This window comes from Pseudomonas karstica (genome assembly GCF_009707515.1).
Taxonomy (GTDB): Bacteria; Pseudomonadota; Gammaproteobacteria; order Pseudomonadales; family Pseudomonadaceae; genus Aquipseudomonas; species Aquipseudomonas karstica.
The window spans coordinates 117761-134817 of the sequence record NZ_WLYI01000003.1 but is presented as its reverse complement, the minus strand read 5'-3'; the positions used below and the strand labels follow the sequence as shown (position 1 = coordinate 134817).

Annotated in this window: 16 protein-coding genes; all 16 read right to left on the bottom strand. The window is 58.9% G+C overall.

All coding sequences use genetic code 11. The features are described from left to right. Position 1 precedes the first annotated feature (1 nt). The 16 genes from glgA to arnC all read right to left on the bottom strand — a co-directional run bounded on the left by glgA (position 2) and on the right by arnC (position 16711). Positions 2 to 1555, bottom strand: a complete 1554-nt coding sequence (glgA, locus tag GIR22_RS03260; protein ID WP_154741913.1) for a glycogen synthase GlgA — start codon at positions 1553 to 1555, stop codon at positions 2 to 4. 565 nt (positions 1556 to 2120) lie between these two features. Next, the gene (locus tag GIR22_RS03255; RefSeq protein WP_154741912.1) at positions 2121 to 3074 is read right to left on the bottom strand and encodes a D-2-hydroxyacid dehydrogenase family protein; all 954 of its coding nucleotides are present in this window, start codon (positions 3072 to 3074) and stop codon (positions 2121 to 2123) included. A 23-nt stretch (positions 3075 to 3097) separates the two neighbouring features. Then, entirely contained in the window at positions 3098 to 4111 is a 1014-nt protein-coding gene (locus GIR22_RS03250; RefSeq protein ID WP_154741911.1) for an alpha/beta fold hydrolase, read from the bottom strand. A gap of 62 nt (positions 4112 to 4173) precedes the next feature. Further along, complete coding sequence (locus GIR22_RS03245) at positions 4174 to 4614, bottom strand: YqaA family protein (protein ID WP_154741910.1); 441 nt, start codon at positions 4612 to 4614, stop codon at positions 4174 to 4176. A gap of 3 nt (positions 4615 to 4617) precedes the next feature. After that, complete coding sequence (locus GIR22_RS03240; protein ID WP_154741909.1) at positions 4618 to 5064, bottom strand: DUF411 domain-containing protein; 447 nt, start codon at positions 5062 to 5064, stop codon at positions 4618 to 4620. A gap of 260 nt (positions 5065 to 5324) precedes the next feature. Next, entirely contained in the window at positions 5325 to 6476 is a 1152-nt protein-coding gene (locus tag GIR22_RS03235) for an acyl-CoA dehydrogenase family protein (protein WP_154741908.1), read from the bottom strand. Positions 6477 to 6479: 3 nt separating this feature from the next. Beyond that, the gene (locus GIR22_RS03230) at positions 6480 to 7586 is read right to left on the bottom strand and encodes an enoyl-CoA hydratase/isomerase family protein (RefSeq protein ID WP_154741907.1); all 1107 of its coding nucleotides are present in this window, start codon (positions 7584 to 7586) and stop codon (positions 6480 to 6482) included. A gap of 141 nt (positions 7587 to 7727) precedes the next feature. Next, on the bottom strand, positions 7728 to 8426 hold the full coding sequence (locus tag GIR22_RS03225; protein ID WP_154741906.1) for an HPP family protein: 699 nt from the start codon (positions 8424 to 8426) through the stop codon (positions 7728 to 7730). A 170-nt stretch (positions 8427 to 8596) separates the two neighbouring features. Continuing rightward, entirely contained in the window at positions 8597 to 8821 is a 225-nt protein-coding gene (locus GIR22_RS26585) for a type VI secretion system contractile sheath small subunit (RefSeq protein ID WP_343039633.1), read from the bottom strand. A gap of 186 nt (positions 8822 to 9007) precedes the next feature. Continuing rightward, the gene (locus GIR22_RS03215; protein WP_154741904.1) at positions 9008 to 10384 is read right to left on the bottom strand and encodes a UDP-glucose dehydrogenase family protein; all 1377 of its coding nucleotides are present in this window, start codon (positions 10382 to 10384) and stop codon (positions 9008 to 9010) included. Beyond that, positions 10381 to 10794 carry a 4-amino-4-deoxy-L-arabinose-phosphoundecaprenol flippase subunit ArnF gene (gene arnF, locus GIR22_RS03210; protein ID WP_154741903.1) on the bottom strand — a complete coding sequence of 138 codons (414 nt, stop codon included), beginning with the start codon at positions 10792 to 10794 and terminating at the stop codon, positions 10381 to 10383. Before arnF ends, GIR22_RS03215 begins: the two co-directional genes overlap by 4 nt. After that, on the bottom strand, positions 10791 to 11138 hold the full coding sequence (gene arnE / locus GIR22_RS03205; protein ID WP_154741902.1) for a 4-amino-4-deoxy-L-arabinose-phosphoundecaprenol flippase subunit ArnE: 348 nt from the start codon (positions 11136 to 11138) through the stop codon (positions 10791 to 10793). Before arnE ends, arnF begins: the two co-directional genes overlap by 4 nt. Continuing rightward, on the bottom strand, positions 11135 to 12790 hold the full coding sequence (arnT, locus tag GIR22_RS03200; RefSeq protein ID WP_154741901.1) for a lipid IV(A) 4-amino-4-deoxy-L-arabinosyltransferase: 1656 nt from the start codon (positions 12788 to 12790) through the stop codon (positions 11135 to 11137). Before arnT ends, arnE begins: the two co-directional genes overlap by 4 nt. Further along, on the bottom strand, positions 12787 to 13671 hold the full coding sequence (arnD, locus tag GIR22_RS03195) for a 4-deoxy-4-formamido-L-arabinose-phosphoundecaprenol deformylase (RefSeq protein WP_154742045.1): 885 nt from the start codon (positions 13669 to 13671) through the stop codon (positions 12787 to 12789). Before arnD ends, arnT begins: the two co-directional genes overlap by 4 nt. Continuing rightward, on the bottom strand, positions 13671 to 15677 hold the full coding sequence (arnA, locus tag GIR22_RS03190) for a bifunctional UDP-4-amino-4-deoxy-L-arabinose formyltransferase/UDP-glucuronic acid oxidase ArnA (RefSeq protein WP_154741900.1): 2007 nt from the start codon (positions 15675 to 15677) through the stop codon (positions 13671 to 13673). Before arnA ends, arnD begins: the two co-directional genes overlap by 1 nt. Beyond that, the gene (gene arnC, locus GIR22_RS03185) at positions 15674 to 16711 is read right to left on the bottom strand and encodes an undecaprenyl-phosphate 4-deoxy-4-formamido-L-arabinose transferase (protein ID WP_154741899.1); all 1038 of its coding nucleotides are present in this window, start codon (positions 16709 to 16711) and stop codon (positions 15674 to 15676) included. Before arnC ends, arnA begins: the two co-directional genes overlap by 4 nt. Positions 16712 to 17057 lie beyond the last annotated feature (346 nt).

Below are 17057 nucleotides of genomic sequence, written 5' to 3'. Positions count from 1 at the left end.
GTTATTTCACCGACTTTCCCAGCGCTTTCGCCACCAGTTGTTCATAAAGCTCGGCGTAGGGCTCTACCGCCTGGCACCAGTTGAACGGTGCTGCCATGGCTCGGCAGCGCATGGCGTTGAGCAAACCGGGGAAGGCAAAGACTTTGAATGCGCGGCGCAAGGCCGCCTCGTAGCTCTCAATGGTGGACTCATCGAACAGAAAGCCGGTGACGCCGTCCTCGATAGTATCTGCCAGGCCACCGGTGTTGCGGGCCACCGGCAAGGAACCGAAGCGCTGGGCGTACATCTGGCTCAGGCCGCAGGGCTCATAGCGTGATGGCATCAACAGGAAGTCGCTGCCGGCAAACATGCGACGAGCGTCGGTTTCATTGAAGCCGATGCGCACGCCTACATGGCCCGGAAAGCGCAAGGCCAGGGCACGCATGGCCTGTTCTTCCTCCGGTTCACCACGGCCGATAATTGCGATTTGACCGCCGGACTCAACGATAAAATTGGTCACCGCTTCGGTCAGGTCCAGGCCTTTCTGGTAGACCAGGCGCGAAACCACGGCGAACAGTGGGCCGGTGGAGTCGTGCAAGCCGAACAGGTTACGCACATGGGCCGCGTTGAGCGCCTTGCCTTCCCAATCACCGATGTTGAACGGGTGAGTCAGGTGCGGGTCGGTGGACGACTCCCAGCTTTCGTCAATGCCGTTGGGAATGCCGCTGAGCAAACCTTGCTGGGTTTTGCTGGAGAGGAAACCGTCCAGGCCGCAGCCGAATTCCGGGGTGGTGATTTCCCGGGCGTAGGTGGCGCTGACCGTGGTGATGTGGCTGGAGTAGGCCATGCCGGCCTTCAAGAACGACAATTTGCCATAGAACTCCATGCCTTCCTGTTGCAGGGCATGTTCGGGGATACCCAGTTCCGGGCACGAGGCCAGGCTGGCCACTCCCTGGTAAGCCAGGTTATGAATGGTGAACAGCGTGGGAGTGCGTGAGCCACGCCAGTGCATATAGGCCGGTGCCAGGCCTGCTGGCCAGTCGTGGGCATGCACCAGGTCCGGGCACCAGTGGATTTGCGCCAGGTTGGCGGCAATATCGGCGGCGGCCAGGCCCAGGCGGGCGAAGCGGATATGATTGTCCGGCCAGTCACGACCGTTGTTGGCGCCGTAGGGGGTGCCTTCGCGCTCGTAGAGTTCAGGGCAAATCAGCACGTAGATGACCAGGCCATCCTTGAGGTCCATGCGCCCGATCTTGCACGGCGGCAAGGCAGCATGCCCGCCCAGTTCACCGATGATATGAATGGGGTTGTCACTGTCCAGCACCTGGGGGTAACCGGGGATCAACACCCGCACATCGTGCAATTGGGCCATGGCCCGGGGCAGGGCGGCGGAGACGTCGCCCAGGCCACCGGTTTTCACCAGGTCAGCCAATTCCGACGTCACAAACAGCACTTTTTTGCGGTTAGGGTTAGACCTGACCGGCCGCACCGTTTTGGGAAGGTCCGTCAATGAAGTTGGCTCGCCAACCGGCTGACTGAAATGCTCTTCCTGAGTATCTGCAGCGGCACTGATCATAGTTCTCTCCCATTTTTTTGTTGGTCAGCTAATGGCTTAGTACCATTAACGAAGGTTGACCGCATCCTGCGGCCAGGCGCACAAGCGCTACACAGGACTGGCAAGCCTCATGCCAGATGTGCTGGAGTCATGAATTGAGTGGATAGACGGGCATTCAATATGAACCGGCTGCGCTCGCCTTACCTTAAACCTGACCTACGGCAGAGTTCGAAAGTTTCGATTTTTTGCGGGGTTTTTGTTTTGAACGTGACCCGTCGGTCATCAGCCTAGGCCAGACCCCATAGCCTGTAAGGCGTGCGGTTTTTTTTTGCAGGACAAAAAATATTCCTGTGACGCAGGGTTTTCGCTGATACCGCATTCGAGGGGCTAATGCAAAGCGGGTATTGAGCGATTTTTGTGCAATGCCGAAGGATTGAATCCAAGGTGCTTGATAATGGTGCATTGATGTCGAACAGGAGCAACATCGTGGTTAAAGTAAGTTGTTAAGAGTTAAAGTTGTTAAATAACAATAAGATAAATTATTAATTTGAAGTGATTTGTTGCTTAAGGTGCATTTTAGTTGGCCTTAACCCAACAGGCGCATGGGCGAGCCGGTAGCCCAGGCCTGAATATTTTCGATCATCTGGCTATAGAACTGCCGGTAGTTCTGCTCGCTGACGTAACCCACATGCGGGGTCGCCAGCACATTGGGCAGCAGGCGAAAGGGATGATCGAGCGGCAAGGGTTCCTGGTCAAAGACATCCAGCGCCGCACCCGCCAATCGGCCACTGGCCAGGGCATCGATCAACGCGGCTTCATCAACGAGGGGGCCGCGCGCGGTATTGACCAGCCGCGCCGCAGGCTTCATCCAGCTCAGAGCCTCGGCATCTACCAGCCCGCGGCTGCGGTCGCTGAGTACCAGATGAATCGACAGAACATCGGCCTGCTCGAACAGTTCGCGCTTGCTGACCCAGGTTACGCCCGATTCGGCAGCGCGTTCCGGAGTAAGGTTCTCGCTCCAGGCGATTATGTGCATGCCGAACACCTGGCCAAACCGGGCAACACGCTGGCCAATGCTGCCCAGGCCGAGAATGCCCAGGGTCTTGCCCTGCAGATCGCCGCCCAGGCCTTGTTGCCACTGCCCGGCGCGCAATGCGTTGGCTTCGGCCAGCAGGTTGCGGGTAGAGGCCATGATCAACGCCCAAGTCAGTTCCGGCGCCGCCTGTTTATAGCTGTCGGTGCCACAGACCTGGATGCCCAGGGCCTTGGCTGCGGGAATATCGATGGCGGCATTGCGCATGCCGCCTGTGACCAACAGTTTGAGGTTGGGCAAGCCCTGGAGCAGCGCCTTGCTGAAGGTGGTGCGTTCGCGCATCAGGCAAATCACCTCGAAGGCCTGTAAACGCTCGACCATGGTGCCGGTTTCGGTCGGGTAGTCATGCAGGAAACTGACCTGGCCGACGGTTTCAAGCGCCGACCAATCCACTACGTCGCGGGCTACTTTTTGCCAATCATCGATGACTGCGATCCGTAATGACATTCAAGCAAACCTCAAATGTGGGCCTAAAGGGCGCTGAGCCCTTGCAGCAATGCCTTGTGAAACTGTGCCGGTTCTTCCATCTGTGGTGCATGGCCCAGGCCAGGGAACTCCACAAGCGTGGAATGGGGGATCTGCCTGGACACTTGCTTACCCAGCACCTCGTAGTGGCCGACCTTCGCCTTCACTGCTGGCGACGCGATATCGCTGCCGATAGCTGTGGTGTCCGCCGTACCAATCATCAATAGCGTCGGTACTTGCAGGTCCTTGAACTCGTAGTACACCGGTTGGGTGAAGATCATGTCGTAAATCAACGCCGAGTTCCATGCCACTTGTTTCTGCCCAGGCCCTTTGTTCATGCCCACCAACATATCGATCCAGCGATCGTACTCGGGTTTCCACCGGCCACCGTAGTAGGTGCTCTGTTGGTACTTGCGCGCACCCTCGGCAGACATCTTCAACTCGCGCTCATACCACTGGTCCACGGTGCGATAAGGTACGCCGAGGGCTTTCCAGTCTTCCAGCCCGATGGGATTGACCATCACCAACTGTTCAGTCTGTTGCGGGTAGAGCAGGGCGTAGCGTGTGGCGAGCATGCCGCCGGTGGAATGGCCGAGAACCGTGGCCTTTTGAATACCGAGTGTTTCCAGCAGTTGGTGGGTGTTGATCGCCAATTGCTGGAAGCTGTACTGGTAGTGATCAGGTTTGCTGGATGTGCAAAAGCCTATCTGATCAGGGGTGATGACGCGGTAGCCGGCATCACTCAACGACTTGATCGAGGCTTCCCAGGTGGCGCCACAGAAATTCTTGCCATGCATCAGTACGATGCTGCGGCCGTTGGGTTTGCCCTTGGCCGCTACGTCCATGTAACCCATTTGCAGGGCTTTGCCTTGGGATTGGAAGCTGAAGTGCTGGACCGGGTAGGGGTATTTGAAACCTTGCAGTTCGGGGCCGTAGGTGGGGGCTTTGGTCACGGCAAAGGCGGGCAGTGCGACAGCGGCCAGCGCACTGGCGATGCATAACGAGCGGGATAGATGCATGAGAAAGCTCCAGGAACAGTCTGCGGATGCTGTGTCGAGGGGATTAAGCGCAGATTAACGCATTATCCCAGCATGCCCGTACCCACCGTAAAACCTGCCAATACGCTGTAGCGCATGCCCTTGGCAATCGTCACCACCAGCAAAAACCGCCACAACGGCTCACGCATCACGCCGGCCACCAGGGTCAAGGGGTCGCCGATGATGGGCACCCAACTGAGCAACAGCGTCCAATGGCCCCACCGTTGGTAATGAGTACTGGCTTTCGCCAATTGGGCGGTGCTGACCGGAAACCAGCGGCGGTCCTTGAAGTGCTCGATCGAGCGCCCCAGCAGCCAGTTCACCACCGAGCCGAGCACGTTACCGAAGGTTGCGATAACAATTAGCAACCACAGGTTGTAGTGGCCGCTGAGCAGCAGCCCTACCAGCACGGCTTCGGATTGCAAGGGCAGGAGCGTCGCGGCGCCGAAAGCGGCCAGGAACAGACCCAGGTAACCCACCAGCATCAATCAATGGGCCGGGTAGTCGGCAACTACCACGTCTTGGCCTTCACGGGTCAAGCCAATGACTTGATAGGCGTCGCTCATGCCGTCCATTTCCATGCCCGGCGAGCCCATGGGCATGCCCGGTGCAGCGACGCCCAGCAGATCGTCACGCTTGCGAAGGGCCAGCACCTGCTCGGCAGGGACATGCCCTTCGACGAACTTGCCGTCGATCACCGCGGTATGACAGGAGGCCAGGTGTGGCGCGACGCCCAGCCGTTGCTTGACCTCGCTCATATTGGCTTCAACATGGTCATTGACCTTGAAACCGTTACTTTCCAGGTGCGCGATCCATTTCTTGCAGCAGCCACAATTGGCGTCGCGGTGTACATCGATCGGGATCAACTCGGCAGCCTGGGCCAAGGTGGTCATGAACAGGGCCGACAGCAGGGTCAGGCGCAAAGTGTTTTTCATCGATTATCTCATCAGGGGCAGGTATCTATACATTGCTCGGCGGCATGAGGTGCGATGGGGATGCGACCCCGTGGGCGGTCCTGCGGCCCGCATCGCAGCCTCGCGCCTCGGCAGCGGCTACACGTTCGAGGTAACGGCTCGCATTCTCCCCGCTTTTAATAACCCGGTTCGCTGGCTATGTTTCGAAATTATACGAAAGCTCGAAACACGGTGAGGATCGCGAAAAATTTATTGGTTATTTATCCTTCAAATTTAATCACTTATAACTGATAGTTCTTCAACTCTCTAGCGATCACCAGCCGCTGGATTTCACTGGTGCCTTCATAGATTTGGGTAATTCGTGCATCCCGGTAATAACGCTCTACTGGGTAGTCTTCCAGGTAGCCATACCCACCATGAATCTGCATCGCTGAAGAGCAGACTTTTTCGGCCATCTCCGAGGCAAACAGCTTGGCCTGGGAGGCTTCCGAGAGGCAGGGTTTTCCGGCACTTCGCAGCCGTGCGGCATGCAGGATCAGCAGGCGCGCAGCGTTCAGGCGGGTTTGCATGTTGGCCAATAAATTGGCCACGCTCTGATGCTCAATGATGGCCTTGTCGAACTGGACGCGGTCGCGCGCGTAGGCCAGTGCCGCTTCAAACGCGGCGCGGGCGATGCCCAGGGCTTGAGCGGCAATACCAATGCGGCCGCCTTCGAGGTTGGACAGGGCGATGGCCAGGCCTTTGCCACGTTCGCCCAGCAGGTTGGCTTCAGGCACTGTGCATTGATTGAGGGTGACGGCACAGGTGTCCGAGGCGCGGATGCCCATCTTGTGTTCCGTGCGGTCCACCACGAAGCCTGGGGTATCGGTGGGTACGAGAAACGCCGAAAGGCCTTTCTTGCCCAGCTCCGGGTCGGTGACGGCAAACACAATGGCCAGTTTGGCCCGCTTGCCATTGCTGACAAACTGCTTGGCGCCATTGATCACCCATTGGCCGTCCTTGAGTTCGGCGCGGGTGCGCAGGTTATGCGCTTCGGAGCCGGCCTGGGGTTCGGTCAGACAGAAGCAGCCGATGGACTGGCCGCTGGCCAGGTCGGCCAGCCAGGTTTGTTTCTGTTCGGGTGTGCCGTAGTTGAGGATTGGCCCGCAACCTACTGAATTATGGATACTCATCAGGGCGCCAGTGGCGCCATCACCGGCGGAAATTTCTTCCACGGCCAGGGCATATGCCACGTAATCGACGTAAGTGCCGCCCCATTCTTCCGGGACTACCATACCCAGCAGGCCCAACTCACCCATCTTCGCTACCAGGGCATCATCGATCCAGCCGGCTTTTTCCCAGGCCTGGGCATGGGGGGCGATTTCGCCACGGGCAAAGTCGCGGGCCATGTCGCGGATCATGACTTGTTCTTCAGTTAATTCAATATCTTGCATGGCTTAGTTCCTGTTCTGGCTGAAGTCAGCGAAGAAGCTTTTGACGTGCGCGGCGTCCAGCGCCTGCAGGGAAGGAGGGTTCCAGCGAGGGGCCTTGTCCTTGTCAATCAGCAGGGCGCGTACGCCTTCGATCAAGTCGCCGCGGTCGAACCACTGGCGGTCCAGATGTAGTTCAAGGGCAAAACAGTCTTCCAGGGCGAGATGACGCCCGCGTCGCAGCATTTCCAGGGTGACAGCCATGGCCAGGGGCGAGCGGGTCTGCATCAGTTTGGCGGTACTTATTGCCCATTCATGGCTGTCGCCGACGGTGACTGCTTGCAGTTGTTCAACAATGCTCGGGACGTCAGGCTGGGCAAAAAAATGCTCGATGGCCGGACGCAAGGCGGCCAGGGGTGGCTCGGGCAGTTGCTGTACGCAAAGCGTGGCCAGCGCGTCCTCCAGGTCCTTGAGAGGCGAGCCCTGCCATGCCAGTTGGTCGAGTTGGCGCTCCAACTCAGCGAGCCTGGCACTGTCCAGGTACCAGTCCGCCAACCCGCAGTACAACGCGTCGGCGGCGCGAATCTGCACCCCGGTCACCCCCAGGTAAATCCCCAGTTCGCCAGGAATGCGCGACAGGAAATAGCTGCCGCCCACATCAGGAAAGTACCCGATGGCTACCTCAGGCATCGCCAGGCGACTACGTTCGGTGACCACTCGTAGGTCCGCGCCTTGTACCAGGCCCATGCCGCCACCGAGGACAAAGCCGTCCATCAACGCCAGTATGGGTTTGCGGTAATGATGAATGGCCAAGTCGAGGGCGTACTCCTCGACAAAGAAGTCTTCGTGCAGGCAGTCGCCGTTTTGGTAGCTGTCATACAGCGAGCGAATATCGCCGCCGGCGCAAAAGGCTTTTTCACCGGCACCACGCAACACAATGGCATACACCTTCGGATCATCGGCCCAAGCCTGCAAATGCCTCGCGAGAGTGCGGACCATGTCCAGGGTGATGGCGTTCAGGCCAGCGGGACGATTGAGGGTCAGGTGACCAATGTGGTTACGGACTTCGGCCAGGACGTCGTCCTGCTGAATCCCAGGGCGCTGGGCGACCTCGGATGGAACCTGAGCAGTCATCTTTAACTCCCTGCTTTTATTGTTCTTTATCAAGATGTTCGCGGACGAACCATCTCGCGATCGTACCAGTGCAAATTTGCCTAGTACAAGTCGGAATCATGCAGGTCGTTTTTGCATTTTTGCAGAACTGCGGTACACCCCTCAGCGTTTGAAAACGGCTCCGATGACACGCCGGCGCGCATGCCGCTCGCTGGCTTGAATCAACTCTTCCAGCTCTTGGGTTGTGACGTCCAGGAATTGCTCTCGCTCGGCCAGGGCCAATTGCAAATCCTCAACCGTAATTGCCGGGTTCTCGATGGCTGTAGGCATGAATGCCGGGGCTGGCGCCACGACCACACCCTTGGGGTAGCGGGTACGCGTCGCGTTGTTGTAAGCGAGGGCAAAGGCCAGCAACGCTGCAGCACCCAGCATGACGGCAGCCAACTCATGCCAGCCGAGGGCAATGGAGGCAGGGTCGGCCAGTACCAGGCTCATGGCCAACCCCCCAGCAGGTGGATGCAGGCAGCGCAACCAGCAGATCAGGATCACCGTTATTGCGGCCGCAAGGCAGGCACTTTCCAGCGTGCGGCCCAGTACGCGGGCCACCAGCAATGCAACCACACCGGCACACAGATAGCTGCCTATGATCGACCAGGGTTGGGCAAGTGCGCCCGATGACACGGCAAACAGCAGAACTGCCGAGGCTCCAAGGGGGCCGATCAGGTGCAGGGCAACGTCCATGCCAAATACCTGGGCACAGGCCCAGACACTGAACGCGGTGCCCAAGGCCATGCCAAGGGCAGCACGACTCCATTCGGTGGGACGGGTATTGATGGCAGCGGGCAACCAGCGAGCAAGCATTGAAAGACGATCCAAAGGGTAAAAGAAGGGCCAAAAAGAAGGGCTCGCCTGGTTTCCCGGAAAGCCCTTCGAAAGTTCCTGCATTTGGGGGAGGAACCGGCGCAGTGTGCCGACCTGACAGGGTCACCGCAAATGCATATTAATGCAGGTTAAATGCAATAATTTTGTAGTCAAGCGATTCCGGAGAGCGGTTGGTTGATCTTTCCCAGCACCCGATCATCGGTGTCGGCATTGAACAGCAACCTATGTGCGCTTGCTCGCCATCCGGGGTCGTTGGCCAAGGGCCCCTTGAGCGCCACCAAGGCATCACGCAGCTCCATCAGCCGGTACAGGTCCGGAATGGAGACCGGGATATAACGAAGGTGGGCGGGGTCAGGTAACTGATCATCGGACACGGAGCAATCCTCTACTTGCCGGTACTTCATCAGCCAAACGGCAGGTGTTAATTAACTAGATGATGTGAAAGATGAGTTTACAAGTGGGGGCCGAATGCAGGAAGGGGGGTGCATACCGGGCGTTACGGATAGGTGCGTAGGAGTCTTCTGTGTTCAAGCCACCCAGCGATACCGACCCGTATGGAATCATGCTTGCTTCGCCGACGCCCATTGCTGTTGGGACAGGGGCAGGTTGCAGGAGTCGCCACGCCCCATCGGAAAATACTGGAAGCCTTTGCGTGCCAGATGCTCGCTGTCGTACAGGTTGCGCCCATCGAAGATCACCGGTGTCTTGAGGCGCTGGTGGATCAGGTCAAAATCCGGGGCCTTGAATTGCTGCCACTCGGTACAGACGATCAGGGCATCGGAGCCACCCAGGGTTGATTCCGGCGTGCCCATCAGCATCAGGTGCGGGTCATCGCCGTATAGGCGTTGGGTTTCCTGCATGGCTTCTGGATCAAAGGCGCGTACATTGGCGCCCGCCGCCCAAAGCGCCTCCATCAGGACCCGGCTTGGGGCATCGCGCATGTCATCGGTATTGGGCTTGAACGCCAGGCCCCACAAGGCGAAGGTCTTGCCCCGCAATTCGCCCTTGAAGAAAGCAGAAATCCGTTCGAACAGTTTGCTTTTCTGGCGCTGGTTGATGGCTTCCACCGCTTCCAGAAGGTCGCTGGAGCAGTTGGCTTGCCTGGCACTGTGGATCAGCGCGCGCATGTCCTTGGGAAAGCACGAGCCGCCGTAGCCGCAACCAGGATAGATAAAGTGATAACCGATGCGCGAATCGGCGCCGATCCCCAGGCGTACGGCGTCAATGTCCGCGCCCAGGTGCTCGGCCAGCTCGGCAATCTGGTTGATAAAGCTGATTTTGGTGGCCAGCATGCAGTTGGCGGCGTATTTGGTCAGTTCAGCGCTGCGCAGGTCCATGAAGATGATGCGGTCATGGTTGCGGTTGAACGGGGCGTACAAGTCGCGCATCACCTTGCGGACTTCTTCGCGCTCGCAGCCGATGATGATGCGGTCCGGGCGCCGGCAGTCAGCAACCGCCGAGCCTTCCTTGAGAAACTCCGGGTTGGAGACGATATCGAATTCCAGGTTGCGCCCGGCCAGGTGCAGGGCGTTCTCGATATGGGCGCGCAGTGTGTCGCCGGTGCCCACGGGGACGGTGGATTTTTCCACCAGGATCACCGGTTCCACTCGATAGCGGGCCACGGCATCGCCTACTGAGAGCACGTACTTCAGGTCTGCCGAGCCGTCTTCGTCCGAAGGCGTGCCCACGGCAATGAACAGCACTTCGCCGTGCTCGACCGCCAGTTTTTGCTCATGGGTGAAACGCAGGCGTCCACTCTCAAGGTGCTCCTTGACCATCGTCGCCAGCCCTGGCTCGAAAATGCTCACATGGCCTTGCTGCAGCAGTTGAATCTTCTTCTCGTCAATGTCCATGCAGATGACATCGTGGCCAACTTCGGCCAGCACGGAGGCTTGTACCAAGCCGACATAACCACTACCAAATACACTGATTTTCATGGGGCATTCCTGGGACTTGTGGTGCTGGCACGACGCGAGTTGATAGTCAGGACACCGAGGATGACCAACGCCACACCCGCTGTTCTGGAAACTGAAAAATGTTCGTTGAACACCGGCAGGCTGGCCGCCAACAGGTACACCAGCCCATAGCTGATGCTTAGCAGCGAATAGGCACGGCCCAGGGGCAGGTCCCGCAGGGCTCCCAGCCAGCACAGCATCGACAGGGTATAGGCGATGATCGCCAGGATCACTACGCCCAGCGCGCCAAGCTCGATGGTGCCGCCATCGAGGGCATTCAGCCATTCGTTGGGCAGGGGCAAGCGGGTCATGCCCCAGCGCATACCCAACTGGGCGCTGCTGACCAGCACTACGCTGCCCAGGGCCAAGACAAAACCGCGAGCCCGGCTCATACCTGGCGCCCCAGCAGCACGACACCGGCAACCACCAGGGCTACGCCCAGCCAGTGCCGAGCGTCAATCGGTTCATGAAAGACGAAGCGCGCCACCAGGGTCACCAACACAAAGTTCAGGCTGAGCATGGGGTAGGCAACGCTGACTTCCAGGCGTTGCAACACCAGCAACCAGACCAGCAAGCCCAGGCCCAGGCAGGCCAATGCCGACCACAGCCACGGCGAGCGCAGCTTGGACGCCCAACCGTCGGGCTGGTCGCGCCAGCGTTCAACGGTGAACTTCTGGAACACTTGGCCCAGGCAGGTCAAGAGACAAGCCATCAATAACATCAGCAAAGAGATCATGGCGCACGCTGGGGGAAAATCAGGATCACGATATTGCCTTGCTTGTAGCGCTTGCCGTCCTTGGGCAGCAAGTCCAGTTCGTGCTCCTCATTGTCGCCCTTGACCCGCATGACAACACCCACCGGTCCTTTCTTGCGGGCATCGGCCATCCATTGCTGAACTTTATTGAGGTTCACTTTGCGCAAGGCAGCATCCGGATAGGCAAGCCCGTATTTTACTTCGCCGATGGAGTTGTACAGCGTGATTTGCGGGTGTGCCAGGCGCCAGGACAGGGCCGATGCGGCGCCCAGGTCATTGCTCAGCAATTGCTTGGCCGGCTTCAGTTCCTGGATGTGATCAATGATGAACTGATCCGGAGTCTTGTTATAAACCACCGAGTGGGGCAGTGCGGCCGGGGCCAACGCCACCAGCAACCAACTGCCCAGGGCCGGCGCGGCCCACAACTGCAACGGGCGCGTAGCTTGCAGCAGGTTGACAACAATCCAGCCAAACAGGAACAGGAACATCAGCAGCAGGCTCGACAGTTCCTCACCGTGCTCGTACACCGGCTTCTTCAGTTGGAACCAGGTCAGGGCCAACAGTGCCAGCACGCCAAGGACCAGGTTCAGCCAACCGTTGATGCGCAACACCCGACCACGGGCCTGGGCCAGCTTGTCGGCCAGGGTATTGCCCATCAGCAATGCCAGGGGCAACAAGCACGGCATGATGTAGGACGGCAGCTTGCCCTTGGCCAGGCTGAAAAATGCCAGGGGCATCAGCAGCCACAGCAGCAGGAACGCGGTTTCCTGTGCACGTTTTTCCAGCCATGCCTGTTTCAAGGTAGAAGGCAGCAGGGCTATCCACGGCAGTGAGAACGCGACCAGCAATGGCAGGTAATACCAGAAGGGTTCTGTGTGCTGGGCCTTGGCGCCGGCAAAGCGCTGGATATGCTCATGCCAGAAAAAGAAGTTCCAGTAGTCCGGCTCCTGGGCATGCACCGCCAAGGCCCAGGGCAGGCTCACGGCAATCGCCAGCACCGCGGCCCCGAGGCCATAGGTCAGCAGTTCGCGAAAGCGTTTTTGCCAGATCATATAGGGCAGGATGATCAGCACCGGCAGCAACCAGGCGAGGAACCCCTTGGTCATGAACCCCATGCTGCAAGCGACACCCAACAAGGCCCAAGACCACAACCGGCCACGGCGCGTGGTGCTGTCGACACAGAACCATAAGGCCGCGCCCATCAGGTTGACCCAGAAGGTGAATTGCGGATCCAGGTTGGCGTAGCCACCAAGGGCCGCCACGCTGACAAAGCTCATGTACAGCACGGCGCTGATCAGGCTCTTGCGTGGCTCGTTCCACAATTTTCGGGCCACGAAGTACACCAGCACAATGCTCAAGCCGGTGCTCAAGGCCGACGCAAACCGTACGCCAAACAGGTTCTGGCCAAAAATCGCCTGGCTCAGTGCGATCACCCAGTAGCCGGCCACAGGTTTTTCGAAATAACGGAAACCCATGAAGTGTGGTGACGCCCACTTGCCGGTCAGCAGCATTTCCTGGCTGATTTGTGCATAGCGGGCTTCGTCCGGAATCCACAGGCCGTGAGTGGCCAGCGGCAGCAGATAGAACACAGCAAAGGCCAACAGAAGCAAGGGCAAGGCCCAACGGCGGATCATGCCTGCTGTACTCCCAACCAGCCTTCACGGCCACTCAACACACCGCGCACCAGATGTTGGCGGGGCAGGGTGTCGAGGTCGGCGGGCAACAGGTTACCCAACGGCTGAAAGCCGATACCGCGCTGCCCAGCCAGGGCCAGCAATTGACGAAACTCATTGGCCATCAGTATCCCTTCTACTTCTGCGTGGATCGTATAGACGTTCAATTTCGATTCGGTGAACCGCTCAAGAATGAAGGCATTGAAGTCCTTGGCGGCCACCACTGGCCCGACGACTTCGTCGAAGGTTGGCAGGTCCACCGGAATTTGTGGAGTGCCCGCGCTGCCATCGGCCAGGATTGGCCGGAACAGGCTGCTACCACGGCAATCACTGTTGTAACGCAAGTTGAAACCTTGCTTGGCTTGCACCACGCGCTCATCGGCGCGCCAACCAGCGGCGGCGGAGCAGTCCACGGGCGCGCCGAGAATGTCGCTCAAGGTGTCGATACCCCGGCGAATCTGCTCGATCAACCGGGCATCGCTCCAGCGCCCGGTATTGGCCTGCCAGCCATGGTGATCCCAGGCGTGCAGGCCCACTTCATGGCCGGCGGCCTTGGCCTGGCGCATCAGGTGCCCCAGGTCACGCCCAATGGGTTTGCCCGGCCAGGCAGTGCCGGCCAGCAAAATATCCCAGCCATACAGGCCAACAGCATTGGAGCGCAGCATCTTCCACAGAAATTGCGGGCGCATCAGGCGCCACAGGTGACGGCCCATATTGTCCGGCCCGACGCTGAAGAAAAACGTCGCCTTGACCCCCGCTTCATCGAGCAGCTCCAACAAGCGTGGCACCCCGTCACGGGTGCCACGGTAGGTGTCGACGTCAATGCGCAAACCCGCCTGCATCAGCATGATTCTTCTGGAGAGTGCTCCGCGATTTCGAGCATGGCTTCGCGCAAGAAGAAATCCAGGGTGTTAGCGATGGTTTCGCGCATTTGCACGGTGGGTTCCCAGTTCAACAGACGCTTGGCGTTGGCAATACTCGGCTTGCGGTGCTCCACGTCCTGGTAGCCGGTGCCGTAGAACGTTTTGCTTTCCACCTCGCGAAAACCCGCGAACGGAGGGAAGTTGTCACGCAGTGGGTGGGCCTCGAACTGGCGCAGCAGCTCTTCGCCCAACTGGCGGATACTGGCTTCGTTGTCCGGGTTGCCGATGTTGATGATTTGGCCGTTGCAGGCGTCATTCACGTTGTCGATGATTCGCGCCAGGGCTTCGATGCCGTCGGCGATGTCGGTGAAGCAGCGTTTCTGCTCGCCACCGTCGAACAGGCGGATGGGCGTGCCTTCCACCAGGTTGAGGATCAACTGGGTAATGGCGCGGGAGCTGCCGATACGCGCTGAATCCAGGCGGTCCAGGCGTGGGCCCATCCAGTTGAACGGACGGAACAGGGTGAAATTCAGGCCCTTGTCGCCGTAGGCCCAGATCACCCGGTCCAGCAATTGCTTGGAGACCGAGTAGATCCAGCGTTGTTTGTTGATCGGGCCGACCACAAGGTTGGAGGTGTCTTCGTCGAAGTTCTGGTCCTGGCACATGCCATAGACTTCGGAGGTCGAGGGAAAGATCACGCGTTTGTTGTACTTGACGCAGTAGCGAACCAGCTTCAGGTTTTCTTCGAAGTCCAGCTCGAACACACGCAGTGGGTTGCGGGTGTATTCGATCGGCGTGGCGATGGCCACCAGCGGCAGGACCACGTCGCACTTCTTGATGTGGTACTCGATCCACTCGGAGTGAATGCTGATGTCACCTTCCACGTAGTGGAAGTTGGGGTGGCTGCGCAGGCGCTCGATGGCGTCGGAGCCAATATCCAGGCCGTAAACTTCATAACGCTCGTCACGCAGCAGGCGCTCGGACAGGTGATTGCCGATGAAGCCGTTCACACCCAGGATCAATACGCGGGTACGGCGTGGCTTGCGGCCCGACTCGGCGCCACGCAGGACGGAGCCGTCCACCAACCCCAACTCGCCAGCCAAGGCCGGCCCGGCCAGGTACAAGCCGTTATCGTTGCGTTGACCGAAAGTGATCACCAGGGAGTCTTCACCGCAAGCGATGCGCAGCGGGTCAGCGCTGATCACGCGGCCAGGCGCCAGGCCTTCATTGCCCTTGACGATTTCGGCGCTCCAGACAATCAGCTTGTGCTCGCCCACGGCGCAGAACGCTCCCGGGTAAGGCTGGGTCACGGCGCGAATCAGGTTGAACAGTTCTTCAGCTGGCTTTTTCCACTCCAGTTTGCCGTCGGCGGCCGTGCGGCGACCGAAACAGGTGGCTTGGCTTTCGTCCTGGATGACTTCCGTCAATGTGCCCTGGGCCAATTGCGGCAGCGCGTCGCCCAGCAGACGACTGGCGGCTTCGCGCAGTTTGGCGTGCAGGGTCAAGCCGGTGTCGGTGCGCTCGATACTGACTTTTTGCTGGGCCAGGATCGCGCCGGCATCGGCACGCTTGACCATGCGGTGCAGGGTCACGCCGGTTTCGGTCTCGCCCTTGACCAGTACCCAGTTGGCCGGTGCGCGGCCACGGTATTTGGGCAGCAAGGACCCGTGCAGGTTGAACGCGCCTTTGCTGGCGGTCGCCAACAGGGCTTCGCTCAGCAGGTTACGGTAGTAGAAGGAGAAAATGTACTCAGGCTTGAGCTTGGCGATGCGCTCGACCCACAGCGGGTGGTTGGCGTCTTCCGGCGCATGCACTGGGATACCGTTGCGGGCGCACAGTTGCGCGACGGATGCATAGAAGTTGTTTTCCTTGGGGTCATCGGCATGGGTGAATACGCCAGCAATGTCGTAACCCGCATTGAGCAGGGCTTCAATGCCTGCACAGCCAATATCGTGGTAGGCGAAGACAACAGCTTTTGGATTCATGACGAAACCTGATCGGAAGGGGAAGTGGAAGCGCGAGAAGAAACCAGGCCGTCAACCACCACAGCCGGTGGTACAGGCGGGACTGGCTGGTTGCGTAGCACCTTTTCAATAAAAAAGCGTGGCCGTGCGCGTACGTCGCTGTACATGCGGCCCAGGTATTCACCCAAAAGGCCCATGCCGATGAACTGACCGCCAGTGAAGACGAACAGCACGGCGAACAACACGAACATCCCATCGCCCGCCCAGTCTGCGCCGAAGGCCAGGCGCATGATCACCAGCGCAAAGGCGAAGAGCATGCCCAGCGCCGCAAGGCTGAAACCGACAATGCTCAACAGGCGCAGGGGTGTGGTGGTCATGCAGGTCAGCAGGTCGAACATCAGGCTGATCAGGCGCATCGCGCTGTATTTCGACTCACCGTGTTCACGCTCGGCGTGATGCACTGGGATTTCCGTCGTGTGACGGGCAAAGCTGTTGGCCAGGATCGGAATAAAGGTACTGCGTTCGCGGCAAGCCAGCATCGCGTCGACGATGGTGCGCCTGTAGGCACGCAGCATGCAGCCATAGTCGCTCATGGCCACGCCGGTGGAGCGCTGCACGGCCAGGTTGATCAGGCGCGAAGGCCAACGGCGAAAAGCCGAGTCCTGACGGTTGTTACGTACGGTGGCGACCACGTCGTAACCCAGGGCGGCCTGCTCGACCAGGCGTGGGATTTCTTCCGGTGGGTTTTGCAGGTCAGCGTCGAGGGTAATCACCACGTCGCCCCGGCATTGTTCAAAGCCGGCCATGATTGCAGCGTGCTGGCCGTAGTTACGGTTGAGGATTACCGCCACCACTTGGCTACCGGGTTCGGCTGCAGCCTCTTCCAGTAGCTGCGCCGAGCTGTCGCGACTGCCGTCATCCACCAGGATGATTTCGTATTCATACGCCAACTGCTTGCACGCCGCCGTAGTGCGACGCAGCAGTTCAGGCAGGCTCTGTTCTTCGTTGTAGACCGGGATAACGATCGACACACAATGAATAGGGTAGGGTTTCAAAGATTCATGACCTCAGGTTAGAGCAACTTGGAGCATAAAGACGACAACAGTCAATGATTGAAAGTGCAGGCGCCTGAATAAAAAAGAACTGCTGTCTTGCCATTCATTGACAACCCCGGTGGCTGGCAATCGAGCCCGGCGTCGGAGCCTTGGAGTAAACACTAGAGTGGTCAAAGGTAAAGCATAATCAACAGGTTAGTCTGAAAACGCGGTGTGTGTTCAAGCTGTGGGCCCAAGATTAAGCGCAAAATTGTAGAACGAATATGAAAGCCGGATGAAAAAACCGTTTATTTGATGGGTAGACAGCGAGTGTTCAGATAAAACAGTTAGGAGGCCGACAAACGAT

Excerpts from the sequence above, each read along its gene's own strand:
- arnT (WP_154741901.1), bottom strand. The coding sequence starts at position 12,790 with ATGATCCGCCGTTGGGCCTTGCCCTTGCTTCTGTTGGCCTTTGCTGTG.
- arnD (WP_154742045.1), bottom strand. The coding sequence starts at position 13,671 with ATGCAGGCGGGTTTGCGCATTGACGTCGACACCTACCGTGGCACCCGT.
- GIR22_RS03250 (WP_154741911.1), bottom strand. The coding sequence starts at position 4,111 with ATGCATCTATCCCGCTCGTTATGCATCGCCAGTGCGCTGGCCGCTGTC.
- GIR22_RS03230 (WP_154741907.1), bottom strand. The coding sequence starts at position 7,586 with ATGACTGCTCAGGTTCCATCCGAGGTCGCCCAGCGCCCTGGGATTCAG.
- glgA (WP_154741913.1), bottom strand. The coding sequence starts at position 1,555 with ATGATCAGTGCCGCTGCAGATACTCAGGAAGAGCATTTCAGTCAGCCG.
- GIR22_RS03245 (WP_154741910.1), bottom strand. The coding sequence starts at position 4,614 with ATGCTGGTGGGTTACCTGGGTCTGTTCCTGGCCGCTTTCGGCGCCGCG.
- GIR22_RS03225 (WP_154741906.1), bottom strand. The coding sequence starts at position 8,426 with ATGCTTGCTCGCTGGTTGCCCGCTGCCATCAATACCCGTCCCACCGAA.
- arnF (WP_154741903.1), bottom strand. The coding sequence starts at position 10,794 with ATGAGCCGGGCTCGCGGTTTTGTCTTGGCCCTGGGCAGCGTAGTGCTG.
- GIR22_RS03215 (WP_154741904.1), bottom strand. The coding sequence starts at position 10,384 with ATGAAAATCAGTGTATTTGGTAGTGGTTATGTCGGCTTGGTACAAGCC.
- GIR22_RS03240 (WP_154741909.1), bottom strand. The coding sequence starts at position 5,064 with ATGAAAAACACTTTGCGCCTGACCCTGCTGTCGGCCCTGTTCATGACC.
- arnE (WP_154741902.1), bottom strand. The coding sequence starts at position 11,138 with ATGATCTCTTTGCTGATGTTATTGATGGCTTGTCTCTTGACCTGCCTG.
- arnA (WP_154741900.1), bottom strand. The coding sequence starts at position 15,677 with ATGAATCCAAAAGCTGTTGTCTTCGCCTACCACGATATTGGCTGTGCA.
- GIR22_RS03235 (WP_154741908.1), bottom strand. The coding sequence starts at position 6,476 with ATGCAAGATATTGAATTAACTGAAGAACAAGTCATGATCCGCGACATG.
- GIR22_RS03255 (WP_154741912.1), bottom strand. The coding sequence starts at position 3,074 with ATGTCATTACGGATCGCAGTCATCGATGATTGGCAAAAAGTAGCCCGC.